A 16,945-nucleotide genomic window follows, 5' to 3' on the forward strand; every position below is an offset into this window, starting at 1 on the left:
GGTCGTTAAAAAATGATCAATTTAAACTGTAGCGTTCACGATGCGTTATCATAGCGGCATGCTCAGTACACATCAGGCTATATGAACAGTTGGCTCATCATAGGGGTACTCGCCCTCTATATCGCATTACTCTTTATCTGCGCTTTCTACGGGGAAAAACATGCCAGCCGGCTGAGTACCCGTGGGCGCATGCTATTGTTTAGTTTAACTTTAGGCGTCTACTGTTCCTCCTGGACCTTTTATGGCGCCACGGGTGCTGCGGTACGTGAAGGCATTATTTTCCTGCCGATCTATCTGGGTCCGCTGCTCTTCGTTGCCGTCGGCTATGACATCTGGCGTCGTCTGGGACGGGTGAGACAGCATCATGCCATTTCTTCGATCGCTGACTTTGTCGCAGCACGCTATGGTAAAAGTGGTCCCCTCGCCTCGCTGGTAACCATTCTGGCGGTGGTAGCGATTGTGCCTTATCTGGCCTTGCAGTTACGTGCGATTGCCTTAAGTGCCGCCGTCATTCTGGAACCTTCCGCAGGTGTAACCGGCACGACCAATGGCGTACTGTTTCTGACTGGGGTTCTGGCAATACTGGCGATGATGTTTGGTACCCGGCAGATTGCCAATACTGAACAGCATGGCGGCCTGATGCTAGCCGTGGCATTTGAGTCTTTTGTCAAACTCTTCGCCCTGCTGGCAGTTGCCTGTTTCTTTATGTTTGAAGCACCAGAAAATCTGGCACAGATCAGTAGCGATATCAGTACTACTTTTCATGATGTGCAACTGTTTGGCGTACCACAAAGTTTCTGGATTCAGACCTTACTCGCGGCACTGGCGATTATCTGCCTGCCGCGCCAGTTCCATGTGGCGGTGGTCGAGCTGCGAGATGAAAAACATATCCGCGGTGCACGGCGCTGGTTTGCGGTCTATTTGATTCTGACTACCTTGGCGATTATTCCCATTGCCAGCTGGGCGCTACATGCTGCACCGCAATATCTGGCCATTCCGGATGTGGCGGTACTGTCCTTGCCACTTAGCTATAACCAAGACTGGCTCACTTTATTAGCCTTCTTAGGTGGTTTTTCTGCCTCTACCGGGATGCTGCTGGTATCTTCTGTGGCACTGTCAATCATGCTCAGCAATGACTTGATCATGCCGGCGTTGTGGCGTTTAAAGCTGATTTCCCGGCATGACAAACGCTTGCCGCTGGTGCTGAAATTTACTCGCCGGGTCTGTATCCTGGGCGTGATGTTGATGGGCTTCCTGTTCTTCAATTTCTTTAATGATATTGACCAGTTGTCGGTTTTTGGTCTGTTGGCATTTAGTGCGGTGGCGCAATTCGCCCCAGCATTAATTGGTGGCCTGTACTGGCGTGGCGGCAGTAAACAGGGTGTCTATGCCGGACTGTTGACCGGTTTTGCCTTGTGGGCTTATACCCTGCTGTTTCCGACCATTTTGCGCAGCCTGCCCGAAGCCTATAGCAGCTTTAGCCAAAGCTTGCTGAATCAAGGTCCTTTTGGCTGGAACTGGTTAAGACCGGAAGCCCTGATTGGTTTTGAGTCTTTTGATCCGCTGACGCATGGAGTAGTCTGGGCACTGGGCTTAAATACCCTGCTGTATATCTGGATTTCCCGTATTTTCCGTCCGAGTATTGCCGAACAGATTCAGGCCGAAAGTTTCTTCTATTATGAAACCAAGCCACTACCCTCGCAGAGTCCTTCTACCGAGGTCAGCTATTCGCATCAGGATGTCGCCCGTTTAAAAGTTGGTGACCTGATTACCCTGGCCAAACGCATTACCGGCGAAGGCCCAACCACACGCGCTTTCCAGCAGTTTTGTACCCAAAACAGTGTTGAACTGAATGAAAACAGCAGTGCCAATGGCATGTGGTGGCGTTTCACTGAGCAATATCTGGCGGGGACTATCGGGGCAGCCTCGGCACGTACCCTGTTGACCACAGCTATGGTTAATAATGGTTTGGCATTGGGTCAGGTCGCCAATATTCTAGATCAGGCCTCGCAATGGCAACGCTTTAATCAGAACCTGATCATGACCATGATTGATCACATGACCCAAGGGGTCAGCGTAGTCGATGAAAACATGTGTCTGGTCGCATGGAACAATCAATATCTGAAACTGTTCGATTATCCGACCGATATTGTCTATGTCGGTTGTCCAATCGCAGACCTGATCCGTTATAACGCTGAACGTGGTGAATGTGGCCCGGGCTCGGTTGAAGAACATGTACGGAAACGGATTCACTGGATGCAGGTCGGCAGTGCCCATGAATTTGAACGGATTCGTAAAGATGGCCGCGTCATTCAGATGCGCGGCAATCCGATCGAAGGCGGCGGTTTCGTAACGACCTTCGCAGACATTACCGCTTTCCGTGAAAATGAAGCCGTACTTGAAGCCCGGGTTCAGGACCGTACCCAGCAGCTGGCCGATGCCCTGTCCGAGCAGCAACTGGCGCGGGAACAGGCGGATAAAGCCAATATGTCGAAAAGCCGCTTCATTGCCGCCGCCAGTCATGACCTGTTGCAACCAATGCATGCTGCGCGTCTGTTCAGTACCGCCCTCGAACAAAGCGTGCAAAATGACGAAGACCGCAAGACCTTGCAGCAACTGGATCGTGCCCTGCATGGTGCAGAAAGCATGCTGTCTGCCCTGCTGGATATTGCCCGACTGGAAGGCGGGACCATTCAGCCGAAACGTCAGGCTTATCCGCTGCATGACCTGCTCAGCGATCTGGAACTCCAGTTCAAATCCATCGCTGCACAGCGTGGTATCAAGTTCAGTGTGCATGATGCACAGTTCTGGATTGATACCGATCCGCAATGGATTCGCCGGATTATCCAGAACTTTGTCAGCAATGCCCTGCGTTATACCGCCAAAGGTAAAGTGGTGGTGGGTGTGTTACGTTCGAGTAGCAGACCGAATCATATCCGCATTGGTGTCTGGGATACCGGACCCGGCATTGCCGAAGAACAGCGCATCAAGCTGTTTCAGGAATTTGAACGTTGCGGTCACACCTCACCTTGGGGTGAACAGGGTCTGGGTCTAGGTTTGGCGATCGTACAACGCATGACCAGCATGCTGGACTATCCGGTGCATGTATCTTCTGCGCTGGGCAAAGGCTCCTGCTTTATGATTGAAGTGCCTGTGATTGAGGCACCTAAAGTTGTTGCAGCACCGGTTCAGGCCGTACCTTTAAAGAGCAAAGCCTTTAAGATTCTGTGTCTGGATAATGATGAAACCATTCTGGAAGGCATGTCGACCTTATTGACCAAATGGGGTTATCAGGTGTTTAAAGCCACTGAACCTGAACAAGCAGCCATGCTGATTCAGCAGGAAAATATTCAGGTCTGGCTGGTGGATCAACATCTGAATCAGGACAAGATCGGTCTGGATTTCATTCTGGAACATCGTTCGAAGGATATTCCGGTCGCGTTGATTACCGCCGATTCCGATCCGGAATTGCCGCAACGTCTAAAAGAGCTAAACATTGTTCTGCTGAAAAAACCGCTGAAACCGGCCTCATTACGTTCATGGTTATCTGGACTGAAAATTTCCGACTCCTAAGTAGATAACGATCTGATCAATGCCCATTTCACACCTTGAAATGGGCATTTTTTATACTCAACTGCCACATAAACTTACCTAGCTTGCATAAAATTTATTCTAATGTGCTAAAAGCAGCAAATATGCCGAAAATACAGCTGAATAAATTGACCAAAATGCTCATTTTTTAATTCACTATGGCAAAAACTGACGAATGTATTAATGTACATGTGTACACTTAGTTACAATTAATTATCTTATTGTTTTTAATAAAAATTAAAGAGTAATTTTCCACTACTATAACTTTAGTCGTATTTTTTATCCCCTGCACTTGGCTCTAAAAATAGGGGAATAAGAAACGATCAGTTTCCATCTTATGCAGCCTTAATTTTTTTGGTCGCTGATCTATTTCTGCATATCGGAGTTCTTCACATGAACATAGATCAAAACCATGGCCTGAATCAGACCCAGCAGTTTCACCGTCAATATGGCGCCAATGCCTTATTGCCAAGCATTGACTGGGCACAGATCTTTAAATACAGCAAGCTGAATGATGCCCAGTATCAGGCACTGGAAACGCTGTATCAGAGTGCAGTACCCCTGGCACTGCAAGTCTTTGACGAATTACATTTTGATGTCTTTGAACCTTATGCCTACAAGCCGCAAGGTCTGGGACTATTTGAAAAGATTGCTGAACAGGAAGACAAGCTGATTCAGTCTTTAGAAGCTGAAACAGAGGACCTTCCAGCAAAAACCCGTCATCAGATCTGGAGCATGTTGCTGCGTGGTGGCGCGGTACTGGTCTTTAAGGCCTGGCTGGGTAAAGTCAAAAATGAAGAAGATTGTCTGGACACCAGCCAGTTTGATGAGCTGTCTGATCTGTTATTTATCAAAACCTGCCCACATGAGCTGGCGCAGCGTTTACATGTCGATCCGAATACGCGCGACGAACATGTCTTCCTGATGTATGACAATGAAGTTTATCTGGATCGTTTTAACAGTCTGGAAACTGCGGCACTGTTTGTGGATCTGGGTGTATATGATGCGACTTTCCTGAGTTTGCGTGATGATCGCGTGGCGGAATATCTGAAATCGAAAGGTTATGTCACTGAAGAGCAGATTGACGAATTGCAATGTGCCTTAAATCCATTGTTTTGTGATGATTTCACCCGCAAGCAGGATTATATCGCCTAGCTGACTCAGGCCTTTGCACTCAATTTTTCAGATTTCACCCATAAAAAAAGACCTCCAAGGAGGTCTTTTTCAATTCGGCTATGCAGAACTTACATTTTGCGGTCTTCAATATTCAGTGCATTAATGGCCAATACCGCTTGTGTCCGGTTTTGTACTCCGAGTTTACGGAAGATTGCCGTCACATGCGCTTTAATCGTCGCTTCTGACACATCCAGTTCATAAGCAATCTGCTTGTTTAATAAACCTTCAGCCACCATCATCAATACCCGGAACTGTTGCGGCGTCAAAGACTGGATCCGTTCTGCCAAAGCCGTTTCATCGGCAGCACGCGGATCAAAATTCATATTGGCTGGCAGATTTGGTGGTAACCAGATTTCACCTTCCAGCACTTCACGAATCGCTTCACCGATATGGCTTGGGTGGGCAGATTTAGGAATATAGCCCATTGCACCATGCGCGATCGCACGCTGGATAATGCTGACTTCTTCATGTGCAGACACGACAATAATCGGTAAAGACGGATATTGTGCGCGGACATGCACGAGGGCAGAAAAGCCGGAAGCGCCCGGCAGGTTTAAATCCAGCAGCACAAGATCAGGCTCAGGGCCATTTTCTAGACGTTCATAAAATTCATTGACTGCCGCAGTTTCATGAATCTGGGCTTGTGGCAGGCTATAACGTACAGCTTGAATCAAGGCATGACGAAATAGTGGATGATCATCAACGATTAAAATATTCATAGGCAACGTGAGAGAGATCTTGGCACGGTAGCCCCTATTCTAACCACACAACCCGGTTAAGGATATGCAAGACACTACAATTTTTAAAATAATATGCAGTTTTTCTTCAAAATTGCCCATTTTTGCACTATTGCAATAATTGTTTAATTCTCATCACTTTTTTATATATCACTTATTCCTCACTGAAAAAGCTTATCTTTATTCAATATAAATATAAATATCATTCACTTACCCACAAAACCTTCCTTAAAAATCAGGCCTTTGTCGTATATCGCAAAATCAGATAACTTTTCAGCTTTTCGTTATTTTACAGCCCTTCGCTGAATCGGGATTAATAGGGTCATTCCGAGATTAACCCTATTTTCAGGTTCTAAATATGTCTAATTTTAATGCGCAAAAACCCTTAAATATTGTTGCCGTATCTGGCGGTTTAAATCACCCCTCAAAAACCGAAGCCTTGGTTCAGGCCATTCTGGATGAGCTGGGTGAAGCGACACCGATCAATGTGCATTTCATTAAATTTAGTGAAATTGGTTCGCTCTTGGGCGGCGCGATTTATCGCAATCAGTTGCCGCAACGCGTTCAGAATGATCTGGCAGCAGTAGAAGCCGCAGATGCGCTGATTGTTGGCACTCCTGTGTACCGCGCTTCATTTACCGGCCTGTTCAAGCATTTCTTTGACTTTGTTGAGCAAACGGCGCTGGTCGATGTTCCGGTATTACTGGCAGCTTCTGGTGGCAGTGACCGTCATGCGCTGGTGCTTGAACATCAACTGCGTCCTTTATTCAGCTTCTTTCAGGCACAGACTTTACCGATTGGGGTCTATGCCACCGACCGCGATTTCACCCCTGAATATACCATTCACAGTGAATTGCTCCGCGACCGGATTACCCTGGCTGTGGCGCGTGCCTTGCCGATTCTTGAATGGGCACCAGCCAAGGGACAACGTGCTGAAGTCATCAAAGAAAGAACCATTCAAGCCAGTCAAAATCTGGGCATTAACAAGCAGATCGAACAGGAAGAAGTGCTGCCTTCAGCAGCCGTGCCGAGCCTGGATGCCGCAGAATCGCGCTTGCACAGCAAGAAAGCACCAAAGACTCAAGTGGCTTGAACACAGCATTGCAGAGGGTGATGAATATGTCGAATGATAAAAATATCGTATTTGCCTATTGGGTGCCGAATGTCAGTGGTGGCCTGGTGGTTAGTAATATCGAGCAGCGCACCGACTGGAGCTATGACTATAACGTGCGTCTGGCACAAACCGCTGAACAGGCAGGCTTTGATTATGCCCTGACCCAGATCCGTTTTACTGCCGGCTATAACGCAGAAAACCAGCATGAATCGGTCAGCTTCAGTCATGGCATTCTGGCCAAAACTGAACGCCTGAAAGTCATTGCCGCGATTCTGCCGGGTCCATGGAAGCCGGCACTGGCTGCAAAACAACTGGCGACGATTGACCATCTGAGCAATGGCCGGATCGCGATCAATGTGGTCAGTGGCTGGTTCCGCGGTGAGTTTGATGCCATTGGTGAAGAATGGCCGGAACATGACGAGCGTTATGCCCGTTCGGAAGAGTTTATCCGTAGCCTGAAAGGGGTCTGGAGCCAGAATAACTTTAATTTTGAAGGTAAATATTATCAATTCAAAGACTATACCCTGAGTCCAAAACCGCTACAAAAACCGCATATTGAAATCTTTCAGGGCGGCAGTTCCCGGGCAGCACGTGATATGGCTTCTCGCGTATCTGACTGGTACTTCACCAATGGCAATACCCCGGAAGAGCTGAAAAAACAGATCGATGATATTCGTGAAAAAGCCAAGGCAAATCATCACTCGGTGAAAATCGGCGTAAATGCCTTTGTGATTGCACGGGATACCGAAGAAGAAGCGCAGGCTGTATTGCAGGAAATTATTAGCAAGGCCAATGTGCAGGCAGTGAAATCTTTTGGTGAAGCGACCCGTGAAGCCGGCGCAGCAAGTCAGGAAGGTGAAGGCAACTGGGCCAAATCCACCTTTGAAGATCTGGTGCAATACAATGACGGGTTCCGCACCAATCTGATCGGGACACCGCAGCAGATTGCTGAACGGATTATCGAGCTGAAAAAAGTGGGCGTTGATCTGATTCTGTCAGGCTTCCTGCACTTTATTGAAGAGGTTGAATATTTTGGCCAGAAGGTGCTGCCTTTGGTCCGTGAGCTTGAAGCACAACAGGCAACACCTGTGCAGCAAGAAGAAGCTGAGCCCGTATAATCATTCCAATAAATCTCAGCAGACTCACTCCCTCCCTCAAGGCTCGGCTTGGGGGATTTTTTTATGTGATAAAATTGTTGTCTGGCTAGGTTTGAGACCAGCAATTCCTTAAAATTCTGCACTAACGACTTTCCAAGAATTTTAATAATGCAACTGATCTGGTTTCGTCAAGACCTCCGCATTCATGATCATGCCGCGCTCTGGCATGCCACGCAGCAAGGACCCTGTTTTGCTCTCGTGGTTCTCTCTCCCGAACAATGGAAACTGCATCAGGATGCCCGGATTAAAATCGATTTTTATCTGCGCCGCCTCAGCATCTTAAAGCAGCAGTTAACGCAGCTGAATATTCCATTAATCATTTTAAATATTCCCTTATGGCAAGACCTGCCTGCCGAAATGCGAAGCCTGTGCCAAAAACTGCAGATTGATACGCTACATGCCAATATTGAAGTGGGCGTGAATGAACTGCAACGTGATGCACAGGTACAGCAGATGCTGGAACAGCAGCAGATCCGGGTCGAGCTGTATCATGATCGCAGCCTGTTTCCACTAACCAGTATCCGCAATCAGTCCAATCAACCCTATCAGGTCTATAGCGCATTCAAGAAAAAATGCTATGAGCGACTGATTCAGAATATACCGGGCTGCTATCCTGCCATTCAGCCTCAAGATCCGTTTGAATTACCAGACCAGCTGACCAGTTTTGATCTGCAAAAATTTGCGGCTGATTATTCTGTCGATCATGCTGCCCAGCTCTGGCCTGCAAAAGATCAAGCTGCCTTTGAGCTGCTCGATGATTTTATCGGGGAGAAAATGGCTCACTATAAAACTGAGCGAGATCTACCTGCAGTCGATGGTACCAGCCGCCTGTCACCATATCTGAATATCGGTATTCTCTCGATCCGTCAATGTATGCAGACCCTGTTTAAGGACGGATATTTCCAGATTGATAATATCGGTCAGCAGACTTGGCTAGATGAACTGCTCTGGCGCGAATTTTATCTGCATACCCTGTTTGATTTTCCCCGTGTATCCAGACATCGGCCTTTTAAGGAAAATACCGATAAAATCCAGTGGCGCAATGCACCAGATGATCTGGCTGCCTGGCAACAAGGACAAACCGGGATTCCGATTGTCGATGCTGGCATGCGGCAAATGCGAGCCATTGGCTGGATGCATAACCGGGTACGCATGATTACTGCAATGTTCCTGTGTAAAAACCTGCTGATTGACTGGCGTCTGGGAGAAAGCTGGTTCATGCAGCATCTGATTGATGGCGATTTGGCAGCGAACAATGGCGGTTGGCAATGGTGTGCCTCGACCGGCATGGATGCCGTACCTTATTTCCGGATTTTTAACCCGGTCAGCCAGTCACAGAAGTTTGACCCGAATGGGGATTACATCCGTCAATGGGTGCCAGAACTGACACATCTGAATGCTAAATCTATTCATGAACCCTATGCTAAAAATCCGGATCTTGCACTGGATTATCCAAAACCGATTGTGGATTTAAAAGCCTCTCGTGTAAGAGCGATTGAAGCGTTTAAGCAAATTTAAAACCAAACTTTTTCATCCCGAATAAAACAGCCTCCGATAAAGAGGCTGTTTTATTTTTAGATCAGGAATAAAAACTCGGATCAGGCACTTTTCCAGTCAGCACCCATTCCCCCACTTCCTGATATTTATAATCGATCGGGTCATGCAAGGTCTGGGTGCGGACATTGCGCCAGAAACGGTCAAGATTGAGCTTGGCCGTGGTGGCCCGCGCACCCATTACCTGGAAAATATTCTGGGTAATATAGAGAGAGGTATTGGTTGCGGCAATTTTGGCTGTGGCAATGGCAACTGAGACTTCACCGCGCTGCTCAGCTGTTAAATCATTCCCAAGCTCCCAGGCTGCCTGTAAAGTCTGAACCGCTTTATCTGCCAGTAAGCGTACACCTTCCAGTTGTACATAAAACTCGGCAAAATGCTTCTGGATAAAAGGATCATTCACCGCATCGTCTGCCAGTGATTTGGACCAGGCTTTTTGGGTCTGTACACCCTGTCTGGCAATTTCAAATGCCCCTTCTGCCACGCCCAAAAACAGATGTACGAAAATCAGCTGGGCAATCAAAGGCCGTAGACTGGAATACGGCGTACTCAGTGGACCCGGATTTAACAGCAATTCATCTTCATGAATTTTGACCTGCTCAAAATGGCTGGTACCACTGTCGGTCTGGCGTTGGCCCATATTGTTCCAGTCGCCCAGAAAGCTCACGCCCTCTCGCCAGGTAGGAATCACTCCTATCAGTAATTTTCCTGCTTCGTCATAACCTGAACACAGCAACATATCCGAATCAATCGAACCTGAGCAGAAGCTTTTATCACCATGGAAAATATATTCGTTTTCTGAAACTTTTGTAACTATGGTGCGATGGTCCAGCGGATTTAGAGTATTACCCCAAAACAGATTATTTTGGGCAGTCTGTTCAAACCACGCACCATATTGTTCAGGTTGAGAAAATAATTGAACGGTCGCAATCAGCAAATGGTGAAAGCCGTAGATATGGGCCAATGAACTGTCGACTTGGGCAATGGTCTGAATGGTGCTAAAAATGGTCTGCCAGTCGGCACCCTGACCACCATAGTGCTTCGGAATAGACAGGCCAAGCAAGCTACTCTGGCGAATCAGGTCACGTTCGGCTTTGGGATTCCCCCCCTGTTTATCCCGTTCTGCTGCAGTCTGGACGAAAGTTTCAGCCAGTTGCCGGGCAATCTCTAAGGGCAACTGATCGAGATATGATTGTCGTATATTCATTGTTTTTGGACCTATATTCAGCATGGCTTGAGCTTAGCAGATTGCAGCCTGTCACTATATCCGAAAGCATGCAGAGCTTATTCCCGATATAAAAATACCGGCGGGATGCCGGTATTGGAAAAGCTTAAATTTAAGCGTTATTACGCTGTACCTCTGCAATCAGATGATCCACCACTTGCGGTTCAGCCAGGGTCGAAGTATCTCCGAGACTATCCAGCTCATCGGCTGCAATCTTTCTCAATATCCGGCGCATGATTTTGCCGGAACGGGTTTTCGGCAATGCCGGTGCCCAATGCAAGGCATCGGGAGTCGCCACTGGCCCCAGAATCTTGCGTACCCAGCTGACCAGTTCCCCACGTAATTGATCTGAACTGGCAACATCAGCCTGCAAGGTCACAAAGGCACAAATGCCCTGACCTTTAATGTCATGCGGCATACCGACTACAGCGGCTTCAGCCACCGATTCATGCGCCACCAGTGCACTTTCAATTTCTGCAGTACCTAAGCGGTGTCCGGATACATTCAGGACATCATCGACACGGCCGGTAATCCAGTAGTAACCATCTTTATCGCGACGTGCCCCATCCCCGGTGAAATAGGTACCGGGATAGGTGGAGAAATAAGCTTCGATAAAACGCTCCGGGTCTCCCCAAATGGTGCGCATCTGACCCGGCCAGGAATCCTTAATCACCAGATTGCCCTCAGCTTCACCCTCTAGTTCCTTGCCATCGGCATCGACAATAGCTGGTTGTACGCCGAAGAAAGGCCGTGTCGCAGAACCTGGTTTTAAATCAGTCGCACCCGGCAATGGTGTAATCATGAAACCGCCTGTTTCGGTCTGCCACCAGGTATCGATGACAGGACAGCGGCTTTCACCGACCACAGTGTAGTACCAGTTCCAGGCTTCCGGATTAATTGGCTCACCGACTGAACCTAAAATTCTCAGGCTACTGCGATCACTTTCCCGCACAAAAGCATCGCCCTCACGCATCATGGCGCGGATCGCCGTCGGTGCAGTATAGAGAATGGTGACGTTATGCTTGTCGACAATATGTCCAGTACGCGCCCAACTTGGATATTGCGGCACACCTTCAAACATCACGGTGGTGGTACCATTCGAAAGTGGCCCATACAGTACATAGGAATGCCCGGTGATCCAGCCCACATCTGCGGTACACCAGAATACATCATCCTGCTTGATATCAAATGCTTCACGGAAGGTGCAATTCACATAGGTCAGATAACCGCCAGTGGTATGCATCACGCCCTTGGGCTTGCCGGTGGAACCTGAGGTATACAGGATAAACAGCGGATCTTCGGCATTCATCGGTTCCGGTGGGCAGATGTCATTCACTGACATAATTTCCGTGTGATACCACAGATCACGCCCTTCCTGCATTTCGATCGGGTTACCGGTGCGGTGTACCACTATTACATTTTGAATCGAGCCTGTACCCGCCAGTTTTAGTGCCTCATCGACATTTGCTTTCAGTGGAATGGCCTTACCTCCGCGCATGCCGGAATCGGCTGTAATCACCATTTTCGCTTGACAGTCTTCAATCCGGCTGGCTAAGGAGTCCGGCGAGAAACCACCAAATACCACGCAATGCACCGCCCCGATCCGGGCACAGGCCAGCATGGCAATCGCGGCTTCAGAGACCATCGGCATATACAGCATGACCCGGTCGCCTTTCTGGATGCCATTTTTCTTCAACACATTGGCGAAACGGCAGGTTTCATCATGCAGCTCGGCAAAGGAAATAATCTTGTGCCGTGAAGGATGATCCCCTTCCCAGATGATCGCCGGTTTATAAGGATGTTCTTTCAGATGCCGATCCAGACAGTTGGCACTGACATTGAGCTGACCATCGGCAAACCATTCGATTTTAAAATCGTCTTTGTTAAAGCTGGTATTTTTGACTTGGGTAAAGGGCTTGATCCAGTCCAAACGTTGCGCCTGTTCTGCCCAAAATTTATCTGGCTGTTCTATAGAATATTGATAACGTTCAAAGTACTGGTCTTCGAGCGTACGTGCTGTTTTTTTAAATTCTTCGGGTACTGGATAGATCTCTTGCATAGGTCACTTCCTTGATTTTGTTCTATCTCATCACGAGAGGTTAATGCTGCGTTGTTGATTGTTTTTTATGCATAATGGCAGTATGGCCTGCTTATTTCAAATCCGGCAATCATGCTTTCGTCGTAGATTATTTATACAAATTCAATCAAAATAAACCACAACTTACAGTACAGAATCTTCTGCGCAACTGTGTATGATCTGTAGCACAACCCTTTAAAAATAAAATTGACCGCTTGTGGTTATTTCATCTGATTTAGCAGGATACACTTTATGAAATCGCCTGAATCTCCCTACTTTAACCCGCCTGCGCTGCCTGCAACCGATCATCCCCTGTCGATGAAAGGCCGCTTCGGACGCTTGAGCTTTATTGCCTGGTCGGCATTTCTGTATTTCATTTTTTTATTTGGCAGTATCGCACTAGGTCTCAGTATTGATATTGTGAATATTTCTACCCATTCTCTAGATCCCAACTGGCTGATTTCACTGCAAGGCTTGGCCAGTATCGGTGTACTGGTCATGGTTCTGGCCTATGTGTATTTCGCTTTAGTGGTGACCGTTCGCCGTTTGCATGATATGAACCGCAGTGGCTGGTGGACGCTATTATTTTTACTGCCGCTAGTCAACATTTTTGTATGGCTTTATATCGTTTTTGGTTCGGGCGATCGAGGCAGTAATCAGTATGGTCCGGCACGGATGACCTTGCTCTGGGAAAAAATTCTGGCCTGGCTGATGATTATCCTGACCCTGCTTAGCTTGTTGGGATCTATCGCTTTATTCAGTTATATGAGCGGTGAAGAACAAACACCTACCCCTACTGAAATGATGCAAAAAACCACCAAATACTTTTAACAACAGCGCCGTTATTTTTAAAATTATCCACTGGTGACTTCAAGCCCTTATTAATTTTTTGCTGAACATCAGGCAAAATAGGCAAAATTTGAATTGTGGAATTTTTGTGGCAGAGCAAAACAATACCTTAAGCCAGGTAACTGAGGGCACCACGGAGTTGTTACATCAGGCAACTGAAAAAACGACCCAGACCGTGATTGAACATACCGCCAAGTATAATGATGCCTACAGCACCATTGACAAGATCATGGAAGGTTTCTGGGAACGTGTGCCTTATTTCTGTATCGCACTGATCGTGATTACGATTTTCTGGTTACTCTCCAAAGTCTTCAAGTTTTTCGTACGTAAAACTTTGGAAAACCGTTCTTATACCCGCCAGAATCTGGTGTTGGTACTCAACCGTGTCGGCAGTACCTTTATTATTTTCTTTGGTATTCTGATTGGACTGGTGATTGCTGTTCCTGGCTTTACCCCGGGTCAGCTGATGAGTGCCCTCGGAATTGGTTCGGTCGCGATCGGTTTTGCCTTCAAGGATATTTTCCAGAACCTGCTTTCTGGCGTGTTAATTCTGCTCAGTGAACCGTTCAAGATTGGCGACGATATTATCGTGAATGGCATGGAAGGGACGGTTGAAGATATCCAAATTCGTGCGACCTTTTTACGCTCACCGGATGGCCGTCGTATTGTAATTCCGAATGCAACGGTCTACACCAGTGCGGTCACGGTGAATACTGCCTATACCCGTCGCCGCTGCGAATTCGTGGTGGGCATCGGCTATGAAGATGACATCCAGAAAGCCAAGGACCTGATCACCGCTATTTTAGATAAAGATCCAACCATCCTGAGCCAGCCAGGCTTTAGTGTCAATGTCACGGCGCTGGCTGACTTTTCTATTACCCTAAAAGCTTTCTGGTGGGTCGATACCACTGAAACCGGCACCGGAACTTCAATCAGTGCGGTGCAGGAACGGGTGATTCAGGCTTTTGCCGAGCATCATATTTCAATTCCGTATCCGGTACAGGAAGTCAAAGTCTATCGTGGCGAAGGCAATGAAGAAGCTTCAGCACGTGCTAAACAGTCGACCTAAAACATAAGGAATCACAGTTTCTGTACGAATAATACGGTTGCCCAGACTCACAGCCTGGCAGCCGTTTTTGATGAGTAAATCAACTTCATATGGAATAAATCCACCCTCCGGACCAATAACAATCGTACAGGGATGCTCAATCGCAAACGGCATCGCTTGCTCTGCATAAGGATGTGCCACATAAGCCGGACCATCCGCACTAATCAAACCCGGCAAGATATCTTCAACAAAGGGTTTAAAGCGTTTATACAGCTCGATTTTCGGAGCAACCGTATCGCCTGCCTGTTCCAGTCCCAGCTCGATATAATGATTTAACTGCTGTAAAAATGGAGTTTGCCAATAGCTTTTATCGACACGATAGCTATGCAGTAAAATGATTTTTTCAACGCCCAAGGTTACACTGTCCATGATCAGACGGCGCAGCACTTTCGGACGTGGCAAGGCCACAATTAAAGTCACTGGCAATTTTTCTGGAACAGCTTCTTCTTGCAGCGGTTTCAAGCGCACTGCTTTTTCAGAGATTTCGACAATCTCAGTCAGGTAACGCAGACCTTCCCGAATTCCGACTTTTAACGTATCTCCCACCTGGATCTGCAAATGCTGCTGTAAATGTTCCAGTTGCCGAGTTGAGGTAATGGACCAAAGTTCAGTTTCGGTTTGACGTGAATCAAGCAGGATGATGTTCATAAAAAAGAAGACCAAAAAAATATGATATATCCCTCTATTGGCTAGAGGGTGGCGACAGGGATGTCGCCTGCAGTGCTGAGGGACAGGACGTCCCTTCAGCACTGCAAAAGGCTTTTGTTACTTTTGGCCCGACAAAAGTAAGATACTGCCTACGCTATAAAAAATATATTCTGTACCTCATCAAAAGGCCGTGATTGCCCTTTGAATTGATTTAACATCGCCTCAAATCATAATTAGATCAAATTATTATTGTATAGGCCTTCCCTACTTTTGACAGCGCAAAAGTAGGCAAAACGCTTTTGTTAGGTTGATGATACTTCCCTGTATCATCAGCCTAACGACGGCATCCCTGCCGTCTTGGTAAATCCAATATCTGTTACTTATCAAGGTAAATTAAAGATACTGATCAATCACCTGAATATGCTTGGCAAGCGATCCTGTATTTAACTGCATAATTTGCTGCGCTGCCGCATTCAAGTTTTCCGCCTTAACCTGATCTTGCAAAAGTTCCAGTAATACTTCTGCAGCCTGCTGGGCATTCTGTACTACTGCGACTGCATCCGATTGAACAAACTCATCCACGATGGTCTGAAAATTAAAATAGTTTTTGCCTAAAACAGTCGGCACATTCAGCGCAATCGGCTCCAGAATATTATGTCCTCCACCTGGCTCATTTAAAGAACCACCGACATAACAGGCCTGGCTCAAAGCATACCAGAGCCACATTTCACCCATCGAATCGGCCAAATAAACCTGGGTATCTGCTTTAATATGTTGCCCTAAACTACGACGCTGAGTTTTTAATCCCAAAGACTGTGCAGCCTGGAACACCTCATCAAAACGTTCCGGATGGCGCGGTACCACAATACAGACCAAATATGGATCAGCTTCTAAAGCAGCTTTTAAAGCACTCAGAATTTCTTTTTCTTCAGGAGCATGAGTACTAGCTAACGTGACGATCTTTCGCCCCCCTAACTGCCACTCCTGTGTCAATTGATCTGCCTGCTGGATAAAGCGCTCGGGCGCAGTAATATCAAATTTGATATTGCCCAAAACCTGGGTTTTTTCGGCTGCTATTCCTAACTGGATATAACGTTGCTGGGTGGCAATATCCTGTGCCAAAAGCTGGGTTAACTGCTGTAGCATGCCTCTAGTCAGACCTTTGACCTTGGTATAACCTTTGGCAGATTTTTCAGACAGACGCGCATTCAACAATACAGTTGGCACATTAAACTGGGGTGCCTGATCCAGCAGATTAGGCCAAAGCTCAGTTTCCATCAGCAATAAAAGTTTCGGCTGATATTTTTGATAAAATTCACGAATTAAAGTTTTCTGGTCAGCAGGCAAATACACGGCTTGAAACAAATTGAGATAAGGCGCTTTTAAAAAAAGTGATTTAGCGCGTGCCTGACCGGTTTTGGTGGTATTGGTGACCAGCACCGGATGGCCAAGTTTTAAATAATGTTCAATTAACGGTTGGGCAGCATTGGTTTCACCCACCGACACCACATGAAACCAGATGGCATGCAGGTTTTTGGGTGGCTGAAACGGGCCGAAACGTTCTGTCAGTTCTTGTTGTAATTGTTCAGGATCGGTCGCACGTTTACGGATACGCGATTGATATAAGGGTTTAACCAGCGCCAAGGCTGCGTTATACCAAAATGGAGTGGCCACATTGCGCCCCTGTCCAAAGATTCAATGGGCAGAAT

The 16,945-nt window shown here is 47.2% G+C and carries 12 protein-coding genes; 7 read left to right on the top strand and 5 right to left on the bottom strand.

The features are described from left to right. The first annotated feature begins 81 nt into the window (after positions 1 to 81). Together G4D73_RS08620 and G4D73_RS08625 are read left to right on the top strand one after the other, a co-directional pair. Positions 82 to 3,573, top strand: a complete 3,492-nt coding sequence (locus G4D73_RS08620; protein ID WP_086044222.1) for a PAS domain-containing hybrid sensor histidine kinase/response regulator — start codon at positions 82 to 84, stop codon at positions 3,571 to 3,573. 411 nt (positions 3,574 to 3,984) lie between these two features. Next, positions 3,985 to 4,746: a hypothetical protein gene (locus G4D73_RS08625; protein ID WP_004647267.1), complete on the top strand. Its 762-nt coding sequence runs from the start codon at positions 3,985 to 3,987 to the stop codon at positions 4,744 to 4,746. Between the two features lie 89 nt (positions 4,747 to 4,835). Here the strand turns inward: G4D73_RS08625 and G4D73_RS08630 are convergent, their stop codons facing one another. Then, on the bottom strand, positions 4,836 to 5,486 hold the full coding sequence (locus G4D73_RS08630) for a response regulator (protein WP_004281370.1): 651 nt from the start codon (positions 5,484 to 5,486) through the stop codon (positions 4,836 to 4,838). A 376-nt stretch (positions 5,487 to 5,862) separates the two neighbouring features. On the opposite strand from G4D73_RS08630, the gene msuE reads away from it, so the two are divergent. The 3 genes from msuE (at position 5,863) to G4D73_RS08645 (ending at position 9,293) form a co-directional block, all read left to right on the top strand. Beyond that, positions 5,863 to 6,597: an FMN reductase gene (gene msuE, locus G4D73_RS08635; RefSeq protein ID WP_213686533.1), complete on the top strand. Its 735-nt coding sequence runs from the start codon at positions 5,863 to 5,865 to the stop codon at positions 6,595 to 6,597. 26 nt (positions 6,598 to 6,623) lie between these two features. Beyond that, positions 6,624 to 7,736: a dimethylsulfone monooxygenase SfnG gene (gene sfnG / locus G4D73_RS08640; RefSeq protein ID WP_213686534.1), complete on the top strand. Its 1,113-nt coding sequence runs from the start codon at positions 6,624 to 6,626 to the stop codon at positions 7,734 to 7,736. A gap of 147 nt (positions 7,737 to 7,883) precedes the next feature. Beyond that, entirely contained in the window at positions 7,884 to 9,293 is a 1,410-nt protein-coding gene (locus G4D73_RS08645) for a cryptochrome/photolyase family protein (RefSeq protein ID WP_213686535.1), read from the top strand. Positions 9,294 to 9,354: 61 nt separating this feature from the next. Here G4D73_RS08645 and G4D73_RS08650 read toward each other — a convergent pair whose 3' ends face one another. Together G4D73_RS08650 and acs are read right to left on the bottom strand one after the other, a co-directional pair. After that, the gene (locus G4D73_RS08650) at positions 9,355 to 10,536 is read right to left on the bottom strand and encodes an acyl-CoA dehydrogenase family protein (protein WP_213686536.1); all 1,182 of its coding nucleotides are present in this window, start codon (positions 10,534 to 10,536) and stop codon (positions 9,355 to 9,357) included. A 130-nt stretch (positions 10,537 to 10,666) separates the two neighbouring features. Next, a complete protein-coding gene (acs, locus tag G4D73_RS08655; RefSeq protein ID WP_213686537.1) occupies positions 10,667 to 12,613 on the bottom strand; it encodes an acetate--CoA ligase in 1,947 nt (648 codons plus the stop codon). 270 nt (positions 12,614 to 12,883) lie between these two features. Between acs and G4D73_RS08660 the strand changes: the two genes are divergently transcribed. Next, positions 12,884 to 13,462 carry a DUF805 domain-containing protein gene (locus G4D73_RS08660; protein WP_213686538.1) on the top strand — a complete coding sequence of 193 codons (579 nt, stop codon included), beginning with the start codon at positions 12,884 to 12,886 and terminating at the stop codon, positions 13,460 to 13,462. A 106-nt stretch (positions 13,463 to 13,568) separates the two neighbouring features. Continuing rightward, positions 13,569 to 14,549 carry a mechanosensitive ion channel family protein gene (locus G4D73_RS08665; protein ID WP_005108135.1) on the top strand — a complete coding sequence of 327 codons (981 nt, stop codon included), beginning with the start codon at positions 13,569 to 13,571 and terminating at the stop codon, positions 14,547 to 14,549. Here G4D73_RS08665 and G4D73_RS08670 read toward each other — a convergent pair. Continuing rightward, positions 14,523 to 15,236 (bottom strand): 16S rRNA (uracil(1498)-N(3))-methyltransferase, encoded by a 714-nt coding sequence (locus G4D73_RS08670; RefSeq protein ID WP_213686539.1) that lies wholly within the window; start codon positions 15,234 to 15,236, stop codon positions 14,523 to 14,525. The genes G4D73_RS08665 and G4D73_RS08670 overlap by 27 nt on opposite strands. Positions 15,237 to 15,629: 393 nt before the next feature. Continuing rightward, complete coding sequence (locus G4D73_RS08675) at positions 15,630 to 16,910, bottom strand: 3-deoxy-D-manno-octulosonic acid transferase (RefSeq protein ID WP_213686540.1); 1,281 nt, start codon at positions 16,908 to 16,910, stop codon at positions 15,630 to 15,632. Positions 16,911 to 16,945: the final 35 nt, after the last annotated feature.

Source organism: Acinetobacter sp. WY4 (assembly GCF_018438165.1).
GTDB lineage: Bacteria > Pseudomonadota > Gammaproteobacteria > Pseudomonadales > Moraxellaceae > Acinetobacter.